The following is a 25,307-nucleotide window of genomic DNA, read 5'->3' on the forward strand; positions in this document are numbered from 1 at the left end:
CGTAGCATTTCGTAGTACGTCGTATTGCTTAGCGAGGAGTCTATTGACATCATATATTTATATCGTTTAACGTATAGCGTATAGCTAAATAATATAGGCGGAAGACGCAATGATTTGTTCTCGTATAGTTTCGAGGATTCTTCGTTGCGTCTTTTTTATTAGGGAGGAAGTTATATGCGACTGGGTGATGAACGGGTTCAGGTAAGTAAGAGCCCAAGTAGAAATAGATCTTATGACGCCGAAAGAGTACGAAGTATGATTCATTCTAACAAGGAGATTGATTATGTTATTCTCTTGTCACTCTATCAGCACAGGGCACTAACAGCCGATCAGTTATACCAAATCGGAAAATTCAATCTTCATATCAATTCGTTGAGAAACAGATTACGGACTTTAGCTGATCGAAAGGTGCTTTCTGTTAATTCAAGAGCTGGAATAAAAAGTGTTCCTGTTTTAGTTTATTCACTGTCTTTGTATGGGCTAAGGATCTTGATTGAAGACATACTCAAAGTGAAAGAATATGTGCCGCAGCTTGATGACTATAAAGAACATTACACGCTAGATGATTTAAAAGTCAGAGGGCAACATGAACATTTTTATGAAGTGCAAGATTGGTTAAGTCTGTACCTTTCTAGACAACCTGAAAGCTTCCATTGCGAGTGGAGAAGGTATCCAATTTTCGATGATGATGAAAAAATTTCTTATAGACCAGATTGGATGATCTTTGAAAAAACAGAGGAATGGGAGGAAGAGAAAAAAATAAATCCCACATCTAATCCGCTCCTTTACCCTTATTTTTTTAGAAGGACTACTTTTGATGAGCAATTCTTGAAACCTATGGTGAGTGTCGAGTGTGACAGAGGAACCATGTCTCGCACCGAATTGGTAGACAAATGGGAAGCCTACAAAAAAGAAGGAGAGGAAATGATCAGCAAGTCGTTAGTTATGTTCTATCCAAAACAGGTCAATGGCACAACACGTCACCGTAATATAAGAGAGACTATGATTTATTCTTTTGAAAGTGAACTAATTGACGAGAAAATCCACATCTTTCAAGGTGAAAAGGAATCTACTGCCCAAGCTGTGTCTCTGTTTGTAGAGCGGGAAGGAAATGTATTGTTGAATGAACCGATGACAGACAGAAATTCAATAAGAAGCCTAGTTGAAAACTATAGGGCGGTAAATAAGAAGGCTGCTTATTTAGAAGTTATCGATGAGGTGGTTGAAAAGTTAAGGCTCCCTTTAAAGCCGGATCATATAGTGTTGATTGAAGGGGAGGAAGATGAAATACAGATAATCTTTAATGGCATGACGAATTGGGTAAATCCTATAGGTAAGGTTAGAACTATTGAGAAATGGATTAAAGAGGGTGGACTATCTATATTTCAGCAAATAAAACTTATACTTCTGTATCCTGATAACGAATCCTTCAAGCGGGATATTACCTTTGTTAGTAAATATTTGCACTATGCTTCTTATAGTGAACTAAGTGAATTAGGTTATTGGGGGAAAGTTCATAGAGAGGAAAGGAAACATAATAAAGTACAGTGGCGGGAGGTATTGCTATGAATAAGTTAAAGCCCCTGCTACGTCAAATAAAAGAAAGTCCTAAGACGCCTGATGTCGTTTCGGTTCTCTTACATGTTACGTTATTCGTGTTCCTCTATTCGTTTTTATCAATGTTGATAGTGGTATTTAGTTTGAATCTTCATTGGGACAAAGGAATCGCAATTGAAAACTTCCCGTTAGGATTAGGGTATCCTTTGTACATTTCATTTTATATGACTCCGCAAACCGCTCCACTTTGGGTAGTTGGTGTAGTGGCGTTATTAGCATTTATAAACTGGATATTAGCAACAAGGGTAAAGAGGTTCAGTAAATCAGTACCGAGAAGGACATTTAGCTTTTGTTTGTCTTGGGGTACATTGGCTGTTGTTATCTTGTTTTATATTATTCGTGAAATTAAATTTATTGGATATGACGAGTTAGTTCAGATACATGAAACGATTGATCCAGCACATGCTGCTTATTTGCATAGAGGTGCTCTTGAATTTATTGGGTATCTATTGATGGTCACACCAATAGTTATTGTTGGTCTATATGCTAGTTACTTGTATGGCAATTACAAAGAAGATGCGAATTTGCAAGAATGGTTTCGTACTTATAGGTTTGAAAGAGGATGGATTGGTCGTTTTGGAGAGGATAAAGTTAATCGACTTCCTGACATACAACTAGCTAGAAATGCTGAAACGAATGCACCAGTTATTTTAGAAGGTGAATCCCGCCAAACGGGAACCTTACTAATAGGTCCTCCTGGTTCTGGTAAAACATCTATCAAAATTAAAACAGCATACAGGCAGGATTTAGGTCATATGCAGCGGATGATAAATGAGTTTCCTAAACTTGCAAAGAAATACGGGATAGGTTCAAAAGAGTTTGAAAGGAATATGGGTAATCATTTGATTGGTACAGTCATTATTGAACCAGCCAAAGACCTTTGTGATGATGCTTATGAATTAGCTTTAGAACATAATATTCCAAGAGAGTTTATCACCTATCTAGATCCAAGCAACCCTGATACTCCAGGATTCAATGCGATGATCGGTCCAACCGCTCAGGTAGTTGAAACCATAACAAGTGTGCTAGAAGCGATAGCTCAGACGAATAATGAGTTTTTCCGTCAAGCGGCACGAGCTGTTTTGAAACATTATGTTTACCTTCTAAAGTTTTACAAAGGCAATGAGGCTACAATTCCAATGCTTGATGATATGTATCAAGATCCAAGAATGGTTATGGATATGGTTGAATCCATTGAAAAGACGATACCTCCTGAAAATGTAGTAAAAGAAATGAAGCAAGATGATGTCATTCATTGGATGATAGTAAAAAAGATTGTTAAATGGTTTAAAAATGAAGGGCTACGAGTACAAAAAGATCGTGATGGTACGGTTGAAAAGTACCCAAGGGGACATGAGCATGAAGGGAAGGTAGTAGTAGAAGATTTGCAATTTGAGTTTACAAGGCAAACTCGAAATCTGTTGTCTGATATTACCAAGAACCCTTATCTTGCGAGAATTTTGCTTGCTAAGAATGAAGTTGACCTTGATCGATTAATGAGTAAAGGAGGCATCTTACTTGTTAATACCGATGATGGAAATTTACAAGATCTTAGTGATACGTTTGGGAAGCTGGTTTTACTATGCGTTCAGAATGCCATTTTTAGAAGAAGCGGTACAGAGAACACAAGACCAATCGTATCGTTCTATGCTGATGAATTCTATGATTATATGAATGAGAAGTTCTTAAAATTAACTGGTAAGGCTAGGAAGTATAAGTTTGCTCCTCTAGTAGCTTGTCAATCTCTTACACAGTTTGGTGTTAAATTTGGTAAGGAATTTACAGAAAGTATGTTAGGGACAATACGTAACACTATAGTTTATGGTGGTGTTTCGAAATATGATGCTGAACTGTTAAGCGTGTATCTAGGAAAAACAGTAGTTGAAGAAATACAGGTGAGAGAGAGCTACACTCCTGACAATATGGATAATCCTAGTTTTGGATATTCAGAGAGTACAGTAAGAACAGAAAAAGACCTTGCTTCTGTAGATGATATTATGTTCCAAGAGTTCCGCTATTCTTATATACGTATGGTACAAGAGAAATCTAGTAAACGAGCTATACGAGCGGAAGGTGATTTTGTAGATACGTCAGAAGCGGATAAGTGGAAGAAGTCTCTTGATTCAGAAGCGGTAAACTTCTTCATGGACTATTGGAAGAAAGAAGTGAATGTTTCTGAAGCATTAGTTATTCCAGAAGATGATGAACAAGAAGATTCGGCCAGTGTATTAAAAAAGGAACTATTATCTTTTGATAAAGAGCAAAAGGTTGTTAAAGAAGAGCATAACCGTTTTAAACATTCCCAACATAAAGGTCAAGAAATTACTGAGGAAAATTATGAAGTAGAAGATGTAAAAGAGGAATCACAACAAGAGGAAAAAGTAAATTATAGTGTAGGTAAAATTAACAGTAAGCCTGTTTCTTTAAATGATCAAGAACAGAAAGATAATTCAATCTTTGATGATGTACCTAAAGAGGATCTTGAATATCTCCAAGAAAAAAGGGAACATCAAACTCCTTCCGCTGACTTAAAAAGGCATACTGTCAGTTTTAGTCATGCATTTGGGCAAAAAACAAGGCAAAATGATGAAGGAAGTGTAGCTGTCTCTAAGAAAGCAGCTCCAGCGTCGTTCACTGCTATGATGAAAGAACAGAAGACTTCATCTCCATTAGAACAAGTTACTGTTGTGCAGGACGAAAAGTATGAACATGCTACACAAGAGCTAAAGAGTGTTGAATTAGGTAATGAAAGCATGGAATTACTTAAAAAGATTATGAGTAAAAAGAATGGAAATTAGTAGTTGCACAAATGGGATTTATGGTCAATTCTTACAGTAAGTTAAATAAATTATGTGAATCAAATATAGGAATTATAGGCGGAAGACGCATAGTTCCCTTGTTTTATTAAAACAGGGGGATTGTGCGTCTTTTTTTATTTCCATCAGGAGGTTGAAGTATGAACAAGATATTACTGGAAATGTTGAAGGAATCGAGAGAACGTAAATGGGTTCAATACGGAGAAGTGGAATCGATCAGAAAGGTATCGGTTGGGGGAAAAGAGGACGAGCTAATCGTTATCCTTTATCAAGGAGAGAAGGTCTATTGTAAAAGGGAAGATTTCATTGAACGTGATATAGCCAATCTAAATGGATTTATTCAAACGAGAGTACCTTTTATTGTTATGGAAGTAACAGATGAAGTAGTAAGTGTAAGTCGTATTGCTGCATTAAAACGAGTAGCACAAGAATTTACTGAAAGTGTAAAAATAGGTGATCGAGTACAAGGGACAGTAACAGGTGTGAGTGATAAAAATGTTGTTTACTTAGAGGTTCAAGGTTATCCATGTATTATTCCACCGGAAGAATGGGATATTCGTCGCTCTACTAATCTTAGAGAAACTGTACCTGTTGGAACAGTATTGGAAGTTGAGGTATTAACGATTTCCCGCTTAGAAAACGAAGGAGAGCAGAATCTACCGTATCGTATTAGGTTAAGCCGTAAAGCTTTAATTAAAAACGAGAAAGAAGCTATTTGGGAAAGTATAGAAGATCATTATAAAGTTGGTGATTATATTGGCTTTAAAATAACTGGTCAAGCCCCTGGATACAATTCATATTACTGTGAAACTGCTAGTGGTATAAATCTAATTGGTAATCTAAATAGAAGGTTAAGAGATCGTTATAACGATTACTTACCTCCTGGTGTTCAAGCAAAAGGGGAAATTCGTTTTTTAGATAAGAAAGGCAAACGAGGAAAAATTCTTATCAATCAAGTAGAAGCTAATTTTGCGAACTTATTAAATAAACGCAGCTTTGGCGCATTCTAGTCCTTATGAATGTTTGGAGAACAAAAGAAGGGAGTATCCCTTTACTTGACGATCCTTCTCTAAAAATCACCATGTTTCGTTGGTCTCGAAGGCCAGATATTCAGTTAGATATTATTCAGCAACGAATAGAAACTGGACAAATATCTGAATTGGATATAGATATAGCTGTTACATTAGCAAATGCTAAGGTTCTTACTGAAAAGCAGATCCGCTACTTATACCGGAATGTAGTTGATAAAGGTCATAAACTAGGTACTCGGTTACGTGTGCTGCAACAAAACGGTTGGTTAGAAGGATGGAAGCTTGAGAACGAGTCGAATGAAAGAGAGTATGTTTGGACAATTGGAGTAGCTGCTAAGAATTTTCTTGGTTATGCAATGGGTTTGCAAAACCTTCCTAATCCGCTTCATTTCGCTAGTTCTATAGGTGAGCAGTTACATTATCCTGCTATTAACGAGATCCGAATCAAGCTTTTGGAAAAAGGATTACTAAAGAAAGAACGATTTGAATTTTACCCTTTTATAGCACCAGAATTTGAACCTCCTCATGCGGTCTTTCAAATTGATACACCGCTAGGGAAAATGGAGTTCATTGTGGAACGGTTACAACAAAAAAGTAAGCCGCTACGATTTTTAAAACGAAAACTATCACAGTATAAATCGTATTTTGCTAAACATGAAAAGTTACCAACTGTCTATGATGATTCAACTCAGAGTATTCTTGTTTGGAGTATAGCAAGCGAGGAAGGAATTGATTCATTAGTTTCCTCTTACAGTAATTTTGAGCAAGAATTTATGCAACTGTTTTTAGTAGATGAGTATTTAGAAGATCTGAGAACTGGATGGAGATTAGCGAGACCGCTTGAAGGTAATCAATCAGAAATACAGATATTTGATATGGATTTCATGTGAGTAAGTAATTGGAGGACATTATCAATTATGCAAACAGTGATTTTCATCCTTTTATAGGTCCAATAAAAAGTTCTTCAATGTGCGTTGCAGACAGTTAACAAACAACTTTTAAAGAATAGGAGTCATCTTGTATTTTAGAAGTGCTAAATGATTAACCGGAGGATAAAGAATGAAAAAGAGAATTAATAAAAATCTCTTCCTTGGTATTTTCTTCTTCATATTGTTTATAGCAGCAATTGTTGTATCTGAAACGGGTGTTCTAGGAAAAATAAATACAGTTACAGTAGTAATGGCTAATACAAAGATTGAAAAAGATACGATACTTTCAGAAGAGAATGTAATTTTAGCGGAATATCCCCGCGAATTAATAACAGATGATATGTACAGACATATCAGTGATGTAATTGGAAAAACTGCTGTTCAAACAATTCAACCAAGTGCATTTATAGATAGAGATTATCTAGACCAATCGTTATTAAAACCTACTAAGGATCATGAATTTTTCCCAATACCGAACAATTGGCTAGTTAAATTACAAGGAACTATTCGTAGATATGATCTAATTAATATTTCAGCCGTTTATGTAGGTACTGGTCAAGATACAGGAGCGGTATTACAACAAAATGTTAAAAATGAATATGTGTTAGAGAATGTTCCAGTAGCTTATGTGAAGGGTAGCAGAAACCAAGAAGTGTCAGGGCTAACTTCACAAAATGATCGATTAAATGGAAATCAGAATGCGGCACAGATTGAGCTTAGTTTAACTTTAGAAGACTTTAAGGTACTAGAAAAATTAACTAAAGAAGGTTATCAGTTTGTATTGAGTTATTAAGGAGGATTTTATGAAAGTTGCAATCTACCAACCTAGTGAGTTGTTAAAACGAATTGCTCTTTTAACTAGTCAGTTTGATGATCCTGATCTAGAAATACAGTCATTAGATGATTTAGGGAAAGAGCGTCGAGTTGAAGCTTTATTACTAGAAAGAGGGGATATGTCCGCTCATGATGTTTTATTACTTCGTGAGAAGTTTCCCCTGCTTAAAATTTTAATTATATATGATGAATATGATGAGTTTTTCAATAAGTCGTGTATCACTCATGATGTTCATAGTCTATCAAAGCAAATTGGTGAAAAAGAAGTTCTTCGAATATTACAAGTGGAATGGTTCGGGTTAGAGGAAGCGACAGAGTTTCAAAATGTAGTTGCTATACACGGGACACATCGTCAGGTGGGTACAACACAAATTGCTCTTTCCATTGGAAATACGTTAGCTGAATTGAATTATAAAGTAGCTGTACTAGGGTTGAATCCTTATAATCCAGGTGAACTCCGTCCTTATAAGACTAAATATTCTTTGGATCAAGTATATGACTTATTAGAAGGTGGCGTTATTAAAAACGGTGACGATCTAAAGAAATATATGCTTGAAATCGGTAAATTACATTACTTGGTTGGCAATGCAGATTTTTATAAGAGCCCTCAATTTGAGAAGGAACCAATTGAGCATTTAATTGATGTAGCAAAATCGTATTTTGATGTTGTGGTACTCGATGTTGGCAGCTTTTATGATAGTTTTCTTGCAATTACAGCCTTGGAAAGATCAAATACTCATATCTTAGTAGCTACTCAAGAAAATCTATCAATTAATGAATATAACCGTTGGAAAAAGCAATTTTTAAGTAGATTTAGTTTCCATCCTAAAAATTCTTATATGGTAGTGAACAAATATGCTTCAAATGCCATTATTACACCAAAGCAGTTAGAACAAACTCATAATACTAATCTACTAGCTCAAATACCGTACTTTCCTGAAGCAGCGGATGCTGAGTATGAAGAAGGGATTCTATCAAGAGCTGGTTATAAAGCATATTTTAAAGTGATTGAAGGTTTAGCTAAATCGGTAGCAAATGATGTGATGAATTTTAAAGAAGACAAATCTAAATCGTTCTTTGGTCGTTTAAAGAAAGGACGTGCTAGGGCGTGAGTGAAGTTGAGTTTGTACCATTATCCCGAAGAAGAGCATTAGACGTAAAACAATTCACAAAAGATGACAATAACCAAGTTTCGTTTAATAGAAGTGATGAGTTTTATGATGTTTGTAGAAAAGCAAAAGAATACTTGTATGAGGTATATGATCGCAAAGTTGATATGAAATCAAGAAATGAAACAGAAGAGGATTATGTCATGATCTATCATGAAGCTATGAGAGGGAGAACGGATGCAGTCAACCTCATAAAAAAGCATATAGAATCTTTTATCTCTAATAGCGGATTAAGGGAATGTAGCTATCCCGAGTATTACCCATCTTTACTTGATGGAATATTTGAAGAAGAGTTTGGATGGGGGCCATTGTCAGTATTCAAAAACGAATTGGAATGTGAAGGGGCGCAGGTATTAGGAACAAAGATTAAATTCAAACGTTCATGGGGTTATGAGCTGCTGCCGTTTCGTTTTTCTTCAGTAGAAAAGGTCCTGGAGTTATGTGATAGATTTGCAAATATGCAGGCAAACACAAATCTCAATAGCTATTCTAAGCCCGAGCTTGAAACATCAACAATCGATGGTATACGTGTATCTATCATGATTCCGAATAGAACATATAAAGATCCTGTTATTACGTTACGTCGTAAAACAATTAAGGATTATTCATTTGAGAACTTAGCAATCTATAGAACATTTCCATTTGAAGCAATTCCGCTCTTAAAAAGTTTATCGAAAATAAGAGTGAATGCAATCATAGCGGGTCCTCCGGGGTCTGGTAAAAGTACAATGCTACAAGCATTTATGAATGAAATGTTCTGCGAAAAAAGAAATGGAAAAATAATTCCTGAACCAGTTAATACGATATTCGCAGAATCACATCCGGAGTTTGATGTAGAAGAAATATTTCCAGATGCAAATGTCACTCATGTAATCGGTCGAGGTAAGGACTTTGAGGACAGCATTGGAGCAAGCGTCCTTCGTCATGATATTGTTCGTGTAATATTAGGAGAAATTCGGGAACACGAAGTAGGGTTATACAAAAGATCTGGAGTACAAGGAATAAAACAAGTTATTGGAACTCTTCATGACTTAGATCCAATCGACATCCCAGATATTTTGACGTCTCTATATCTCCAGTACTTTGACAATAATTCTACTCAAGCATCTGTGTACAACACGTTTGCTCGTAACTTACATTATTCCTTATCAATGGATGAGTTCTTACAATTTGATGATATTGGAGAGAGTGTATTAAACAAGAAGGCTTCTAGTATTCAATTGTATGACTTTAACAGTAATACAGGAGAACTATTAATGTATAAAATCATGGATTATAAGCATGAAGAGGACTCTTGGGTATTCTCGACTGAAATACCTGATCGATTCGAAAGGATTGCCTCGAAGTATCATAGGGCAGAGTTTGAAACATTTAAGACTGTGCTGGCTGAACTTGAAGAAAGATGGCCAATGGAGAAAGAAAACACAATTGAATCAAGTGGTAAGAAAGTAGAGGTATTATCGTGAGTGCATATCTTGAATATCTTATCCGCTACAGTAACTACATTATTGGTGGAATAGGTCTGATCCTCATCATCATGTTGTAAACGAGCACTATATCTCATCCAAAAACCATTCATTATTTTCAAATACTCACAGTTCACTATCTATACTTCTCCATGACAATGTGCTAAATTTTTTGCATATTATTAGGGGGGAGTTTTTTATTATGATCATTTCTTATGATTTTGGTTTAAGTTTAGTAGAATATGCCAAAAAGGGAATTAATAATGAGTTTCCATTATTTGATCAATGTCCAAACTGTAAATGTCATTCTTCGGGAAACTTACATAGAAATGGTTATTACTGGCGTTTTGGACTGACTGAGGAAGTGTCATTGAGAGTGCCTATTTGCAGGATGAAATGTTTACAATGCAAGGTTAGCTTTTCTATCCTTCCGGATTTCTTTATCCCTTACTTTCAACACACAATTGAAACCATTCTGCATAGGCTATATCGGATTCTAGAGGATAAGAAGGCTAATGGAAGTCGACAATTATTAAGGTTCCATCTTACGAGGTACTACAAGAGTATCAAATGGATTCATTCTTTTTTTGTCGCTTTGGGACAAGCAAGTGGATTTTCAAAAGATATAAAAAAAGAAGCCATAAAATATATGAAAAAGCTCCAAGATTTTGGCGAATCCACCTTCTTACGAAGGTCATGGGGGCATAGTTCATCCTACTTTATGGCACATTAATTCTACCATATTTTTAGAAAGATAAAAATATTATTCGTCCCACATACTTTTTTCATAGTCAGAAAAAATTGAAAAAAGTAGAATAATAATCATGGATGACCGGTCGTCCTTCTACTAAAAAGGAGGAAGATTCCATGAATGAAAAAGAACGTGAACAAGTGGCCTTATTTCGGTATGGTCTAATTGCCCCACTATTAAATGAACAGGTAGATGTCAAAGAGTACTTTGGAGAGTTGGCAGGAAAGGTTCACTCTATTCCTTATTATGGGGAGCGAACAGTGGCAGAGAAAACAATCAAGGAATGGCTGCTTCATTATCGCCGAAGTGGATTTGATGCATTAAAGCCGAAGAAACGGACTGATAAGGGGAATTCTAGGAGACTCACTGCAGAAGATCAGGATCAAATTCTTCATATAAGAAAAAAATTTCTCCATATGCCAGTGAGTGTTTTCTACGAACATCTCATTGACCTAGGAGAAATACAAAAAAACAAAATATCTTATTCAACTATAAATCGTTTATTAAAAAAACACAACCTTGTAGGTAAGAAAATAATCGCAATACCTGAAAGGAAAAGATTTGCCCATGATCGAATAAATCATCTATGGCAGGGGGATTTGTCTCATGGGCCTTACATTCCGATTGATGGTAAGAAGAGAAAGACGTTTTTAATTGCTTACATTGACGATTGTTCTCGGCTTGTTCCGTTCGGCCAGTTTTTCTCGTCAGAGAAGTTTGAAGGTGTAAGAGTTGTGACGAAGGAAGCACTCCTTCGGAGAGGAAAACCAACCGTGATCTATGCAGATAACGGCAAGATTTATCGTTCTGAGACGCTCCAATATGCATGTGCTCAGTTAGGTATAACACTGGCTCACACTCAACCATATGATCCACGTGCGAAAGGAAAAATCGAAAGACTTTTTAAAACCATTCAAACAAGGTTTTATCCTTTACTACAAGCAAAACCAGTTGATTCGTTGGAGGAGCTAAACGAGCGTTTTTGGAGGTGGCTTGAAGAAGACTATCATCGTCGTATTCACGCCTCTTTAGATGGGAAGACTCCACATGAAGTCTATCAATCTCAAGTAGAGAGTGTAACCTTCTTAGAGAATACGAAAATCCTAGATACAATCTTTTTGAAGAGAGAATATCGTAAAGTGAAGGCCGATAGTACGATTACGTTAAATAAACAACTCTATGAAGTACCTCCACGTTTTATAGGTCACTCGATTGATGTTCGATTTGATGAGACAGGTATTTTTGTGTTTGAAAACGACCAAAAGGTCGCTGAGGCTGTTCCTGTATCTATGACAGATAATGCACATTCAAAGAGAGTGCGTTCTCCATTTAACTTATCGGAAGATACGGAGGGAATAAACCATGTATAAGACATTCTATTCCTTGGCTCAAACTCCATTTTCAAAAGATTTGCGATCAACCGATGCTTTTCGGTCGAGCGATTATCAAGGGGCTCTTGGAGCACTTGATTACCTAAAGAAGTCAAGAGGAATGGGGCTTCTTATTGGAGATCCAGGCGCTGGAAAAACATTTACGTTACGATCATTTAAAGAATCATTGAATCCTTCCCTTTACCACGTTGTTTATTTTCCTCTTTCTACAGGAGGAGTAATGGATTTTTATCGTGGATTAGTCTATGGACTTGGAGAAGAACCAAAATTCCGTAAGGTTGATTTATTCCGACAAATACAAGAAGGGATCGAACGAATGGCAAACGAGCGAAAGGTTACTCCTGTTTTTATTCTAGATGAAATGCATATGGCAAAAGATGCATTTCTGCAGGATTTAGCCATTTTATTTAACTTTCAAATGGATTCAAGTAATCCTTTTATCTTGATATTAGCTGGATTACCGCATTTAAAGACACGATTATCTATTAACCATCACCGGCCACTCTCCCAGCGTTTAATTATGAAATATGAAATTCAGCCCTTGGATAAAGAAGAAGTTACAGAGTATATCGACCATCACATGAAACTAGCCGGTTCAAAAATACCAATTTTTACGGAAACCGCAATTGAAGCCATTGCCCTGCGTTCTCAAGGCTGGCCCCGTGTAATCAACAGACTGACAACCAATAGTTTACTATTTGGAGCACAATTAAAAAAAGAACAAATTGATGATGAAGTTGTGCGCTTAGCTATCGAAGATAGTGGGATATGAAAACAGAAGGTATTATTATATTCGATCGAGAAGAAAAAGAGTGGAAATTGTGGGTGGGTCACTGTGACTACTGGATACAACAAGGATATTCTTTTGAACTATTGATAAGAAATCAATATTTTCAAGCCTTTCTTGAGAAAGACTTAGATTGGTTTATTACGTTAGTGGATGAGGTCAAACTTGTGTTGCATATAAATGAAGTCTATAAAGTTAGAGTTGAACTAGAGAACTTTATAAAGGTTTCAGACCCGATTTAGGGTCTTCTTTTTTGTTTAAGAACTGAAGTTATTTGATCAAATTTTTTCAAACTCAGGATTAAAGTGAAAAAATAAGCACATTATTTCAGATAAACTCCCGAAGTAATTTGAAAACGGAGTGCTGAACTAATGTGCTCGTTTACAATCATGTCTCTAGGCTTCAGTCCAAAGAAAACAAGAGAGCGCTTTAGAGTTATGAGGGACCTAAAATACCAATCTTATTCAAGTCAATGGATGAAGTATGATTTCTTGCGGAGATATAACCATTTATTATCTGCATCATTGAAAAGCTATCGTTATGAGTACTTTGCAAAGTTCGTCATTGTGCAGCTATTAATCTTTCTAGGATTGCTGATATTTGGGTCATTCTTTATGCAGTCGATTTGGTATGGGCTGATTACATCATTAACATTTGTGTATGTTTTCCCAATTACGTTCTTTTATATGAAACACAAACAAGTACAAGGGCTGTTACAAAACGAAGTGATTGATTCGGTCATTACCTTATTACAGTCCTATCAGAGAAACCAACATAATATGTTATATGCTCTTAAGGACGTATCAGATTCATTAGAAGGTAAGACAAAAGCGGTGTATTCAAAGCTGTTCGCCAGAATGCATGATCGTGATGAAATTAAAATACTAGCAAGTGAAACATTTGCCTTTCAATTAGGTAGTTTACGAGGCAAGAATATTTCAACGACAATCTTAAAGGCTTGTAAAGATGGATTGATTGTTGAAACTCTTTTACAGGATTTAATTGTAGATATGACTGAACAAAATAAGGTGCTTAGGGACGCAGAATCAGAAGCTAGAGAAGCTGCAATTTTGGGGTATGCACCGCTACCATTAACTTTTTTATTCCTATATCTAAATGAAGCTTTTCTCATACCTGGTGGAAACTCTCTGAAATATCAATTTGGGACTCCACAGGGAATTCAATCATTCGTTATCTCGATTATTTTTGGGATAGTTGGTCTCGGTTTAGCCATTCTTGTGAAGAAGCCAAAGAAACAATAAGGGAGTGAACATAGTGGAGGAATTCATATTACATCTAAATATTGAGATGATCTACTTTATTACGATAGGCTTGCTCCTTTTATTGAGTTACTCCTTTATTGCTAAGAGTGGGTATGACGAGAGGCGTAAACGTAGATTTAGAGTTCAGAGTCTCTATCGATATCAAGATAAAGTACGAAATAGAATGCACAAGAAAGAGTATGATGACTATTTCAGAAGTAATGGCTTGCCAGCTTTTATTACTAGTGAACGTTTTAATACAGTACGTTTTCTTTTTCTTGGCATTTTAATTATAACTGTTCTGTTTGAAATGTTGTTTAATACCAGTCTTATGTCAATGACAAACTTGGTTGTTTTAGGAAGTATTCCAGTGCTTATGATACCTAAAAAGCCTTCACCATTCTACTACTTAGTAAAAATGGTACAAAAACGTTATAACAGAGAAAAGAATAATGAAATCTATCAATTCTATAACGAAATGAAAGCGGAGTTCCGCTCTAAAGGCGATAAAGTGGGTAACAGTTACCATATTATTATGGGGCTTTTACCGTATTACAAATATATTCGACCAGCTTTAGAGAAGATGCTTCCTCTTTTAGAGAAAAAGAGGTTTGAAGAAGCATGGACTTTATTCAAGGATGAAATAAATACCCCTGAAGCTAACAGCTTAAGTATTGTAATGCAAGAAATAGAATCAACAGGAGTAAGACAAGCTGGTGAGATTCTTGAACAAAAAAGAGTTGAGTTTGCTAACAGTATGTACAACAACTATAAAGAGTATTTATATCGGAGAAAAATTGTCATCTTTTCCTTAGCTCTTTTTGGAACAGTAGTAGTCATCATGAATGAAGTAACAGTATTTTTCTTGTGGTACAAAGATGTGATGAGTGTTGTTAATAATCTTGGACAATAAAAAAGTCCCGAGATTAATATAAATAAAATTTTAAGTTGGAGGTTTCAAGGAATGGAAAAATTATTAATTTTACTTATGGTTCTACTTTTTGCGGTAGGGATCACGAATTCTACAATCTTTGATGAGAATGGAATTCAGACAGATGCAGTTGAAATGAAAGATAACACACAAAACATTGTGAAAGATGCAAATGATTCAATGGAAACGTTTGGTGGTGCTACAACACCAACAACACCTGCTACACCATGATGAAATAAGCAATATAATTTGTTGAAGTAAAACTTACCCTTAAGGTGACTGATTTTATTAGTCGTTTTAAGGGTTTTAAATGGAGAGTGATAGATAATGGAAAAATTATTAATCTTATTAATGATTCTACTTTTTGCAGTAGGGATCACGAACTCTACTATTTTTGATGAAGATGGGATTCATACGGATGCAATCGATATGAAAGACAATACACAAGATATAGTTCAGAGCGCAAATGATTCAATGGAGACATTTGGTGGTGGTTTAGCAGCACCTACGACTCCATAATGTTTAGACACAAATATCATTTGTAGAGTGACAAGGCTATAGTATTTGTCACTCTATTAGCTTTTAGGAGGAAAAATAGTGGAAAAATTACTCGTTCTTTTAATGCTACTTCCTTTATGGTTAGTTGTCTTATTTCAACCTTCATTAGATCGTTTAGAAGAATCAAGAGAGAAAGTTATTCAAGTTGCATTACAAAGAGGAATTGATAAAGCAAGTCTAGAGGGTTATTTTACAGAGGATATTATTGATGAGATGAAAGATATAGTGAAAAAGGTTGGCTACGAAGAAGATGACATTGAATTGGAGCTAACCACTAATCCGGTGCTAAGAGGAAACTATATTCATGGAAAAATTAAAGTGCCTAATGAGTATCAGCATTTATTAATTAAAAATTTATTGGAAAGAGATACCTCTAATGAAGAGGAAATGTATCATGTACATATTGCCAGTAGGATGAGTGAATTCGTCAATTAAGGAGATTTATAGATGAGTAAGTTATTGGTGACGTTTATGATATTTTCATCGGTTATTACCTTATGGGTATATGATGTTGAATCATTACTTCAAGATCGAGCGAATAGGGAAATGCATTATGCTTTAGAAAATGCAGTTCATGATGCTTCTTTACAGGTAAATGAAATTGAAATGGTAGAAGATATAAAAGTTCAATTTGATCAAGTAGCTGGTCACGATGTCTTTATTGATACTTTAACTAAAAATATTCAATTTGATAAGAATCTACAACCAACTAATAAGACATTATTTAAATCACCGCTTGAAATAAAAGCTGCTGTATATTTAGATGATATGACACTTGATCCAATAACGAATGCGACCCTAGAGTTTCCTTATATCTATAACTTTGTGGATAGCACAAAAGGAATTGATTATGAGCAGGTTATCTTTGGTCCAAGTGTAGTATATGTGGTTGAGACTCAGATTGTGGGGCAAGATGAACCGACACAATTTATAAAAGTGCAGGAATATAAAAGGTAAGTGAAGAACCAAGAACCTTACCTAATTCAATGAACATATTATTCAAGGAATTAGGTAGGGTTTTTTGTTTGAGGTTACTAAAATTTTCTTTTCAAACAAGGTTCTACATAGTATAATCTAATATAAATTAATATTAAATTAGGCGGAAGACGCAATAACCTCTATTTCGATAGAGGTATATTGCGTCTTTTTTTATTGTCTTTTAGGAGGTGAAGCCGCTTCGGCGTTAATAGAAGAAGAAAAGTTGTGTATGTGGATGATAGATATGTTTGCTGAATTTTCAAGGTGAAGACTAAGCATCTCTATCTTTAATGATTAACTGGTCAATAGTGATACCAAACCCATCACAAATACGCTCTATCGTTTCAAGATCGGCTCTACTTTGTTTGTTATTTTTGATCTTTGATATCGCATTTCGGTGTAGACCAGTCATTTTAGCTGTCTCATCAATTGAGAGGTTATCCCTTACCATAAAGTACTCCAAATTCCACTTTAACATTACATTTACCTCCTTCACGATATGTTTATTATATGAAGAAAGTCATATAAAATCAACATGATCGTGTGCAAAAACTAGTGGAAAATGGAAACAAAAGGTTGTTTATGCACACGATTGTGTGTATAATAGAGTTAAGGAAGAATTTAGTCGAATAAGGAGGAAAAAGTAATGAAGAAAAAGTCTGTGTTAAAACCAATTTTAGGTCTTGCTATTGCGGGTGGGTTACTAGTTCCTACTGTAACTGATGTTAAAGCTGCTACAGTTGATCCTACAAAAATAACTACACTTCAGAATAGTGAGTATGATCTGCCTGATGGTGGACCAATTTTTTGGGGAGGTAAAGGAACAAACCTTTATAAGACCGACAAAGTGGTACCGGGTACGATAGTAGGTATATTTAAAAAAGGTACTCATTCCAGTTCGGAGGGGTATTTCAAAGAAGTGTTTGAAACAGGTAATACTTATGTGTATGGTTTTGCAGATCGTTTTGATGCAAAAAGCGCAACAAATCCATATCACTATATAGAAACTAAAGCTGAGAGATACGATCGAGTAAACGAGAACAACTATTCAAATTTTCATTTAAGATATAGTGTTTTTGTTAACAATCCCACAGGAAACTATTATTTAACCGCTCACCGTCAAGGGGCAGAGAACTTTTATAAGATGGAAGTCCGTTATTATGAAGGGGTAAATTACCTAAATCTATCTAAAGATGATTACTCTAAAGTTATAGATAACTATACTCCAGCACAATCAAAGAGTATTGCAGGGAAGAGTATTGTTATCCCAAAAGACACAAATCCGTATCGTGAGCCAATGGCAAGATTAATAGCTAAACAAGATATACCTTTACTTAAAAAGGAGAGTAACGGTACATATACGGCTGTGAAAATGCTTGAAAAGGGTGGATTCTACCGAATTTATGGAATAGATGGCAACCTTTATAACGTTGGTGGTGCTTATTATGTGCCTAGAAATGATGCATTAATGAGTCACTTTATTGGTAGATTACAAGTTAATAAATCTGTCCCAATGTATAACCCTAGTGGTCAAATTCACAGATATTTAACTGCTGGTGAAGCTGTTAGAGTCTTTGATTATGACAATGGAAAGTATGATGTTGGTGGAGGGTATTATGTTCTTGATAGTACTAAAATTCAGTACTTCGTTGGGGCTATTACAGCAAAACAAAATGTTTCAGTATTTAATGCAAATGGTAAGGTTGTATACACATTGAAAAAAGGCCAACGTGTGTTTATAGAAAGATTAGAAGGAAATAAAGCATATATTGATGGTGATACCTATATTGTTCATGATAAGTCAAAAACTACTTATAGTAAGAGCTAGAAATTTTAAGGTGGTGGCTCTATGAGAAAATTGAGACATAGTAAAATGTTTCAAGTATTGTTGATTTTAGTTATTCTCCTTTCTATGTTGCCACCTAACCTTTTTTCATTCGCTTTACCTGTATCAGCAGTAGAAAGCGTACCTGCAAATATAAAAGCTAGTAATGTTCCACTTGAAAGGTTGCTAGTTGAACCAGCAGGGAGTGTCCCGAGTAGCGGGAGACATCCTCAATGGTTTGAGAAAACTGGTAACCTTAATCCTTGGTCATATACAAGTATTAAAGAAAACGGGATATTACACCGTTCTACTGTTGCTGACAAGCATATGCAATTTCGAAAAACTAATTCGAGCCAGTATGTAACTGATCCTATTTCAATTGCAGGAGAAAATGAGGCAGCTGTTCGGAAAAAAATGCAAGAAATTATTGATAGGGAAAAGAAAAAGAATCAATATGCAACTCCAACTGAAGCCTTGGTTTTTCCAGTCCATAGTTATAGGACGTATCCTGTGTCTGTCTTAGACTGTAACAAATTTTCACTTGAAGATTCTAAGTATGGAAAAGTACCGACCGAGAGTGAGTTGAGGAACGGAACTTATTTTGGACGGTGCAATGCATTTACTTACACACCAGGAAACGACCCTTACATGAATAATATGAGTCTTTCAGATTGGACATATTACAGTAAGACATGGGGAACGCCAAGTGGAAGTTATAAAAAATATGAATATTACAACTGGCAAGGTGCGCGTTTTGAGAATCGCAATACTGATTACTTTTTACAAATGAAATTCGATGTTTTACCTCCTAGATATGTAAAAATAGAACTTGTACCGAGTAAAGCCACAATTAAAGTCGGTGACACTCAACAGTTCAAAGTATATGGCTATCTAAATACCGGGCATAAAGTAGATATTACAACACTAACGGAACTTGTTTCATCAAAAACGGATATTGCAGAAATTGATTTTACAGGACTAGCGACAGGATATGAAGAAGGTGTAACAGGAATTATTGCTACCTTTGAAGATCCTGTGAGTGGTAAAGAGCTAGTAGACAGAGGGCTGTTGACTGTCGTTGATGATGACTCAGTAATACCCGCTGATCCAGGAACAATTGAATTAACACCTGAGTATAGTGCAATCATGGTCGGTGAAAATCAGAGTTATAAGGTTGAATACATTAAGGCAGATGGTTCAAGGTTAGATGTAACAAGCACTTCAAGCTATAGTAGTAGTAATACATCAATAGCGAGTATTGATTCTACTGGTAAGGCTATTGGGATTGAAGAAGGACAAGTTACAATAACTGCAACTTACGATGGTAAAACTGACACAGCAATCCTTGATGTAACAGAGCTTATTATTGAATATGAGAATAAGCCGCCGATTGCTTCACTTGAAGTGTTAAAGGAATATTATTGGATTGAAACTGTTGAAATGACAGATTCAAGTTATGATCCTGATGGAACGATTGTTTCTACTAATCTACTAGTTGATGGAAAACCAAGTTCTTTACATGTGAAGTACCCAAGGGTAACTGTTCCAGAAAACCATGTTGCACATTTAACTGTTACAGATGATGACGGGGCTTCTTCTGATGTAAGTAAGAGTTTTAAAATTTTACCAACTACTCCAACAGCTGATCTATCAGTTTACGGAAGTCTCAAAGTAAATCGTAAAATAGTTTTAGACGCAACGAATTCAGATTCAAAAAGTCCTGTTCATGTTGCTCCGATTGACTATAGTCAGACCAACTGGACAATTACACCTATAACTGAAGGAATAACACAGGATGACATTAAGGTAAAAGTATCTAGTGATTATTCCAAAAGAGAAATCTTAGTAAGAAAACCTGGAGAATATGAAGCTACAGTTACAGTAACAAATAATTTAGGTGAGACAAGTGAGCCAGTAACCAAAAAGTTCACTGTAGCTCCTGACCTTAAACCGATTGCTCAATTTACAGTAGAGGGAAAGAATGGATAGTCAACACTAAACTAGACAACATTTTTAAGGTGTCCAAGTTTAAATTCAATTGGGCTAAGATAGCCTAATGTTCCATGGATTCGTTTGTGATTAAACCAATGGATATACTGTTGTAGTTCGTTCTCTAATTCTTCAAGACTATCAAAATGACGTCCCTTGACAAACTCAGTTTTAATGATTTTAAATGTAGCTTCTGCTACTGCATTATCATATGGGCATCCTTTCATGCTTAGCGATCGCTGGATATTAAAAGTCGCTAATGCCTCGTCAATGAGCTTATTCTTAAACTCACTTCCTCGATCTGTATGAAACAGCTTAATCTTACGTAAATCTGTTTTGATTGACGCTAACGCACGATAAACTAATAAAGCATTTTTATGACGACCGATACTATATCCAATAATTTCACGGTTAAAAAGATCAACAAATATACATATGTATTGCCATTTTTTATTGACTCTCACATATGTTAAATCACTTACTACGACTGATAATGCTTCGTCTTGTGTAAACTGACGATCAAGCTCATTTTTCTGTTCCGATTCGTTTGTCCCACTGGCATGTGGCTTGAATTGCGCTAGAGTATATGAAGACACCAGGCCTTGTTCTTTCATTATTCGTCCGATTCGACGTCTAGACACAACCTTTCCACGCTTAGCTAGTTCCTTTTTGATTTTACGAGTCCCGTAATTTTGGAAACTCTCATGAAAAATCTCAATAATATCTGAAGTGATGTCGTCTTCAGCCTGACGTTCTTTTGCTTCATAATAATAAGTACTTCTAGGTATTTGTAGGACCTTGCACATTGCTGATATCGAGTATTTGTGCTGGTTATTCTTAATCACATTTACTTTCGTCCTAGTATCAGCGCGGCTTGCTTTAAAATGTCATTCTCCATTTCTAATTGCTTATTTCGCTTTCTAAGCTCAGCTAGTTCCTTTTGTTCCGGTGTTAAATTGTCTTTTTCCTTGAAAGAACCAGAAGTTTGATTCTGACTCACCCATTTATCTAAAGACGAAGGAGTAAGATCATATTCTTGAATAATCTCTTTTCTAGGTTTGCCGCTGTTGTAAAGCTGCACAATCTGTTGTTTAAATTCCTCAGTAAATGTTCGGCGTTCTCTTTTAGTCATTGTAGATTCTCCTCGATAATATTATCTGTAGTCTACTTGACCTTAATTTTTCTGTCTAGTTAAGTGTAGCCGATTCAGAAAGTACTTCGTGATGAAACTGGAATTGCTAAGGTTAAGTTAACGGATAGCTCGTATTCAATAGATGATGATACTATTGCACAACGCATATGGTATATAGAATATGATAGTAATAACGATGGACTTTTTGGAACTAAAAGAGATACACCCAAGCAGGTTATCTCAGATGCAAATGAGCCAGTCGTTTACTATGAAACAGATCGAGTGGGGAACTACCGTTTTAATTTAGAAGTCGTGGAAAGTTTTAATCAACCAACGATCCCTGAATTCATATTAGCGGAACACTACTTAAGAGACGATACGGAACCTACACTTCCAGTACCATTACAGAGTATTGATCAGTATCATAAAGTAGAGAATTTTAATATCCCTCAAAATGATAAGGCAGTAACTGTAGATAATGCTCCGCCTGTTGTTGATTTTGGTATAACCAAACATAATAAAGTTGATATTTACTTAAATTTTGCTGGTCTTGATACCGCAACAATGCAGACAAATCATACGAATTATGGTTCTCAAGATCGGTATTATCGAACAAATTATGTCGAAACAAGAACATGGGAAGCTTATGATTATAGTTATGATATTGATAGTGCTGAGAAAAATAAATTAACAGCTCTTGCGGGAGATTTAGAAGTAAACCTTATAACTAAGGGGATAGATGCACGAGTTGTTATTGATAACTCTTATGAGAATAGACCAGATCCGGATGGAACATATAACATTAATTACCCTAACTGGGGTACGACTTATTGGACAGATAGCTATTATGATACTGTAACATCAGCTAGTCCTAATTATTCTCCACCTTCTGGCTGGTACATTACTTCGACAACTGATAACACGCAAAATGAATCGTACACTTTTACTTGTTCATTCTCGACTGGAACCTACTGGTGTCCTAACTGGGATTCCTATACAAGTACATTACCATCTTGTGGTTATCTATCATGTACCTCTTGGAGTAAGACTTTTGTCAATCATACTTATGCTGATAGAACAGAATCAGATGCAAGAAGGGAAGAGAAAGGACTTCCACCACTATCACAAGATGCTTTTAGGACTTCTTCTACGGATAGGTATAGTCGAGTGAATACCGTTTCAAGGACATATAATATTCGAAAAGATGTTCCGCGATCCGCGTATGAGATACAGAACTTTACAACAAGTGGTTCGCAAAAACCTTTTATTGATACAACCGATTATAGTGAGGCTATTTCAAATGCCTCTTATAGAGCGGGAGCTGATAGTTATTATATCCGCTATGATAAAAGGAATTGGTCATGGACTAACAATACCTCAAAGTTTAGTAGTGTTATTTCTGCAATGAAAAACAATTCCATATACTTATGGAACACTGCAAATAATGATAATCGAGTAAACTTTGAGAAGGTTATGACCAATGGTTCAAAGCTTGGGCAGTTCACTGTGTATGATAGCACTGCTGCTGAAAAGCATGTTCAGGAGATTGAAGATTACTTTATTAGTAACTATGCTCACAAAGAGGACGGAGTTAATAAAACTATTGTTCTTGGTGATAAAGTTGATTATACCGTCACTTATGAAGATCATGAAAATGATCCAGAATTAAAACGAGAGTGGAAATTTGAACATGATCCAACTAAAGTAAACGGAAGGGTAATTGATAATCAACCTTCAGGTCCTATTGCACAAAACGGTCTATGGATTAACAATCCTATGCAACTACCAGCAGTAGGGACATATAAAATTCAATTACGTGCAATGGATGACCCAATTCACTTTAAAGATTCACGATTCTATAATTTCCGTAAGTGGTCAGATGAGAGCATAGTAAGGGAATACACAGTTAATGTTCATAGACGTCCTACAGCATTGTTTAATTTTACAGTAGACCAGAGTGATAATTTTAAACTCACATTAGATCCTTCACCTTCATATGATATCGATTTTAAAACTAATCGAGACGATAAAGGAATTGCGGAATATGAATGGAGTTATTATCTTGACGGTGTGGAATACGAAGGTAAGCCACCAGCTAACGTACAAGTTGACAAATTCTATGACGTAACATTGACTGTAACTGATATAGATGGTGCAAGTGATTCAATAACAAAGAGAATTAGCACGAAAAATGAAAATTTACCACCTGTTGCTTTATTTGAAGTACAGGATATAGTAACAAGAAGTGAAAAGTTAAACTTTATAGATTTAAGTTATGATCCAAACGATGACCCTCTTACAAACTATCAAATTACTGTGCGTAAACAAGGCGATCAAACAGTACTTAAGAATTTAACTTCTTGGCCAGAAAGTTTTGAAGAGATGGGATTGCCGATTGGAGAGTATGTTATTGGTTTAACTGTTGATGATATTCCTAAAGTTGGGGCTTCATTAACTTCAGAATTATATGAACGTAATATAAAAGTAATCCGTGATAATGATCCGCCAGTTTCGTTATTTACTTTAAGCCCTAACCCAGTTGAAAAAGGGAAACTTCTCACATACGAAGATCAGAGTTACGATCCTAATGGTGATCCTCTAATAAACTACAGTTGGTTAGTGGAACAAATTGACGAGAATGGGAACGTTATTGAATCTTGGAATACTGGTGTGCCACCAACAGATTTAGAGCAATTTGGTGGTATAGGCAAGTATAGAATTACACAAACGGTATTTGATGACCCGCCATTCCCGCTACAATCTTTATCTGATGATTATACAATTGAAGTGGAAATGATACAGGGACCAGAAGCGCCGTTTGCTGAATTTGCTTGGGAGCCACTACAACCAACAGAAGAAGACACGATTACACTTGATCCTTCTTATAGTTATGACTTAGACGGAACTATAGAGGGGTATGATTGGTCAATAAAAGCTCCTAATGGAATTGTTACAACCTCTACATTAATGAATCCTAAGATAATGAATGCACAGGTTGGTGAATATGAGGTAACTCTAAATGTAATTGACAATGATGGTCTAAAATCAATAATACCTGCTGTTCATACCATTTTGGTTAAACCTAAAGCACCTAATAAACCGCCTGTCGCTGAATATATTTGGGAGCCATTTAAGTTGTTTTTAGGAGACAATGTTAAATTAAATCCAGAAGGCTCATATGATGTCGATGGTACGATTGTTTCTTATGAATGGAGCATAGCACCAACTATTGGAGCAACGAGCAGCAGTACTGAAAAGTATCCAGAGTTTATTGCTACTTCTAGCCAGTATGAAGTTACTCTTAAAGTTACTGATAACGACGGAGATACGGATACTATTACGAAAACTATAGAAGTTAACATTGCAAAGCTTCAAGCATTTGTTACTCATACAGATGAATGGAGAAATAGATGGGCTGCTGAAGGGTTTAATCCTGATATTAATATGTTTAAAGCGGGTGAAAAGTTTGTTATTGAGTTAACAAGTACACCAGCTGCGTATGTATGGGGATCAATTGATTTAGGGGTAGATATAGGTAAAGTAGAAATTCCTTCCGCAAGTTTTAATCTAGTTTCCACGAGTTCAACGAAATATGTTTGGAGAGCGGAATTGTGGCAGGATAACTTTAAATACATTCCTAATGGCGAGTATTTATTTAACTTTTCTTCCATGCACCCTGTAAATTCACCCTACGTTCAAGCAGATGCAAACTACTTAGTAATGATTAACCAATCTATATACGATGCATTTAAGTTTCATAGAGCTAAATAATTAAAAGGGCAGAAAGCAACCTAACTCCTATAGATCTCTTTAGAACGATTACTCTCCAACTTAGATAATA

At 35.7% G+C, this 25,307-nt stretch carries 22 protein-coding genes; 20 read left to right on the top strand and 2 right to left on the bottom strand.

Annotated elements, in window-relative coordinates; translation table 11 throughout:
• The first annotated feature begins 255 nt into the window (after window positions 1-255).
• The 17 genes from LPC09_RS26220 (at window position 256) to LPC09_RS26300 (ending at window position 16,499) form a co-directional block, all read left to right on the top strand.
• Window positions 256-1,569 carry a replication-relaxation family protein gene (locus LPC09_RS26220; protein WP_231309859.1) on the top strand — a complete coding sequence of 438 codons (1,314 nt, stop codon included), beginning with the start codon at window positions 256-258 and terminating at the stop codon, window positions 1,567-1,569.
• Complete coding sequence (locus LPC09_RS26225) at window positions 1,566-4,415, top strand: type IV secretory system conjugative DNA transfer family protein (RefSeq protein WP_098797066.1); 2,850 nt, start codon at window positions 1,566-1,568, stop codon at window positions 4,413-4,415. The genes LPC09_RS26220 and LPC09_RS26225 overlap by 4 nt, the downstream gene beginning before the upstream one ends.
• A 158-nt stretch (window positions 4,416-4,573) precedes the next feature.
• Window positions 4,574-5,443: a hypothetical protein gene (locus LPC09_RS26230; RefSeq protein WP_098797067.1), complete on the top strand. Its 870-nt coding sequence runs from the start codon at window positions 4,574-4,576 to the stop codon at window positions 5,441-5,443.
• Window positions 5,444-5,448: 5 nt separating this feature from the next.
• Window positions 5,449-6,354: a hypothetical protein gene (locus tag LPC09_RS26235; protein WP_098797068.1), complete on the top strand. Its 906-nt coding sequence runs from the start codon at window positions 5,449-5,451 to the stop codon at window positions 6,352-6,354.
• Between the two features lie 169 nt (window positions 6,355-6,523).
• Window positions 6,524-7,186, top strand: a complete 663-nt coding sequence (locus LPC09_RS26240; protein WP_231309852.1) for an SAF domain-containing protein — start codon at window positions 6,524-6,526, stop codon at window positions 7,184-7,186.
• Between the two features lie 10 nt (window positions 7,187-7,196).
• Window positions 7,197-8,339, top strand: coding sequence for a CpaE/TadZ family protein (locus tag LPC09_RS26245; protein ID WP_231309853.1), 1,143 nt, complete (start codon window positions 7,197-7,199; stop codon window positions 8,337-8,339).
• Window positions 8,336-9,862: an ATPase, T2SS/T4P/T4SS family gene (locus LPC09_RS26250; RefSeq protein WP_231309854.1), complete on the top strand. Its 1,527-nt coding sequence runs from the start codon at window positions 8,336-8,338 to the stop codon at window positions 9,860-9,862. Before LPC09_RS26245 ends, LPC09_RS26250 begins: the two co-directional genes overlap by 4 nt.
• 202 nt (window positions 9,863-10,064) lie before the next feature.
• On the top strand, window positions 10,065-10,595 hold the full coding sequence (locus LPC09_RS26255) for a DUF6431 domain-containing protein (RefSeq protein WP_231307537.1): 531 nt from the start codon (window positions 10,065-10,067) through the stop codon (window positions 10,593-10,595).
• 134 nt (window positions 10,596-10,729) lie between these two features.
• Complete coding sequence (locus LPC09_RS26260; RefSeq protein WP_231307536.1) at window positions 10,730-11,983, top strand: DDE-type integrase/transposase/recombinase; 1,254 nt, start codon at window positions 10,730-10,732, stop codon at window positions 11,981-11,983.
• Window positions 11,976-12,776, top strand: a complete 801-nt coding sequence (locus tag LPC09_RS26265; RefSeq protein WP_231307535.1) for an ExeA family protein — start codon at window positions 11,976-11,978, stop codon at window positions 12,774-12,776. The genes LPC09_RS26260 and LPC09_RS26265 overlap by 8 nt, the downstream gene beginning before the upstream one ends.
• Window positions 12,773-13,033, top strand: coding sequence for a hypothetical protein (locus LPC09_RS26270; protein WP_231307533.1), 261 nt, complete (start codon window positions 12,773-12,775; stop codon window positions 13,031-13,033). Before LPC09_RS26265 ends, LPC09_RS26270 begins: the two co-directional genes overlap by 4 nt.
• 129 nt (window positions 13,034-13,162) lie before the next feature.
• The gene (locus tag LPC09_RS26275; RefSeq protein WP_231309855.1) at window positions 13,163-14,053 is read left to right on the top strand and encodes a hypothetical protein; all 891 of its coding nucleotides are present in this window, start codon (window positions 13,163-13,165) and stop codon (window positions 14,051-14,053) included.
• A 13-nt stretch (window positions 14,054-14,066) separates the two neighbouring features.
• On the top strand, window positions 14,067-14,966 hold the full coding sequence (locus LPC09_RS26280; protein ID WP_098797073.1) for a hypothetical protein: 900 nt from the start codon (window positions 14,067-14,069) through the stop codon (window positions 14,964-14,966).
• Window positions 14,967-15,017: 51 nt separating this feature from the next.
• Entirely contained in the window at window positions 15,018-15,215 is a 198-nt protein-coding gene (locus LPC09_RS26285) for a hypothetical protein (protein WP_098797074.1), read from the top strand.
• A gap of 96 nt (window positions 15,216-15,311) precedes the next feature.
• Entirely contained in the window at window positions 15,312-15,503 is a 192-nt protein-coding gene (locus tag LPC09_RS26290; RefSeq protein ID WP_098797075.1) for a hypothetical protein, read from the top strand.
• 78 nt (window positions 15,504-15,581) lie between these two features.
• Window positions 15,582-15,977 (top strand): hypothetical protein, encoded by a 396-nt coding sequence (locus LPC09_RS26295; protein WP_098797076.1) that lies wholly within the window; start codon window positions 15,582-15,584, stop codon window positions 15,975-15,977.
• A 12-nt stretch (window positions 15,978-15,989) separates the two neighbouring features.
• Window positions 15,990-16,499 (top strand): hypothetical protein, encoded by a 510-nt coding sequence (locus LPC09_RS26300; RefSeq protein WP_098797077.1) that lies wholly within the window; start codon window positions 15,990-15,992, stop codon window positions 16,497-16,499.
• Window positions 16,500-16,791: 292 nt separating this feature from the next.
• Here LPC09_RS26300 and LPC09_RS26305 read toward each other — a convergent pair whose 3' ends face one another.
• On the bottom strand, window positions 16,792-16,998 hold the full coding sequence (locus tag LPC09_RS26305; RefSeq protein ID WP_098797078.1) for a helix-turn-helix domain-containing protein: 207 nt from the start codon (window positions 16,996-16,998) through the stop codon (window positions 16,792-16,794).
• A gap of 168 nt (window positions 16,999-17,166) precedes the next feature.
• On the opposite strand from LPC09_RS26305, the gene LPC09_RS26310 reads away from it, so the two are divergent.
• The gene (locus tag LPC09_RS26310; protein WP_098797079.1) at window positions 17,167-18,348 is read left to right on the top strand and encodes a hypothetical protein; all 1,182 of its coding nucleotides are present in this window, start codon (window positions 17,167-17,169) and stop codon (window positions 18,346-18,348) included.
• A 21-nt stretch (window positions 18,349-18,369) separates the two neighbouring features.
• Entirely contained in the window at window positions 18,370-20,334 is a 1,965-nt protein-coding gene (locus LPC09_RS26315; RefSeq protein WP_231309856.1) for an Ig-like domain-containing protein, read from the top strand.
• A gap of 11 nt (window positions 20,335-20,345) precedes the next feature.
• On the opposite strand, the gene LPC09_RS26320 is transcribed toward LPC09_RS26315, so the two are convergent.
• Window positions 20,346-21,466, bottom strand: a protein-coding gene (locus LPC09_RS26320; RefSeq protein WP_231307522.1) for an IS3 family transposase whose coding sequence is annotated in 2 segments (ribosomal slippage) — window positions 20,346-21,184 and window positions 21,184-21,466 — 1,122 coding nt in all. Because the reading frame shifts where the segments join, the coding sequence is not laid out codon by codon here.
• A gap of 282 nt (window positions 21,467-21,748) precedes the next feature.
• Between LPC09_RS26320 and LPC09_RS26325 the strand changes: the two genes are divergently transcribed.
• Window positions 21,749-25,237 (top strand): PKD domain-containing protein, encoded by a 3,489-nt coding sequence (locus LPC09_RS26325; protein ID WP_098797081.1) that lies wholly within the window; start codon window positions 21,749-21,751, stop codon window positions 25,235-25,237.
• Window positions 25,238-25,307: the final 70 nt, after the last annotated feature.

Origin of the sequence: Metabacillus sp. B2-18, assembly GCF_021117275.1 — a bacterium.
Taxonomy (GTDB): domain Bacteria; phylum Bacillota; class Bacilli; order Bacillales; family Bacillaceae; genus Metabacillus.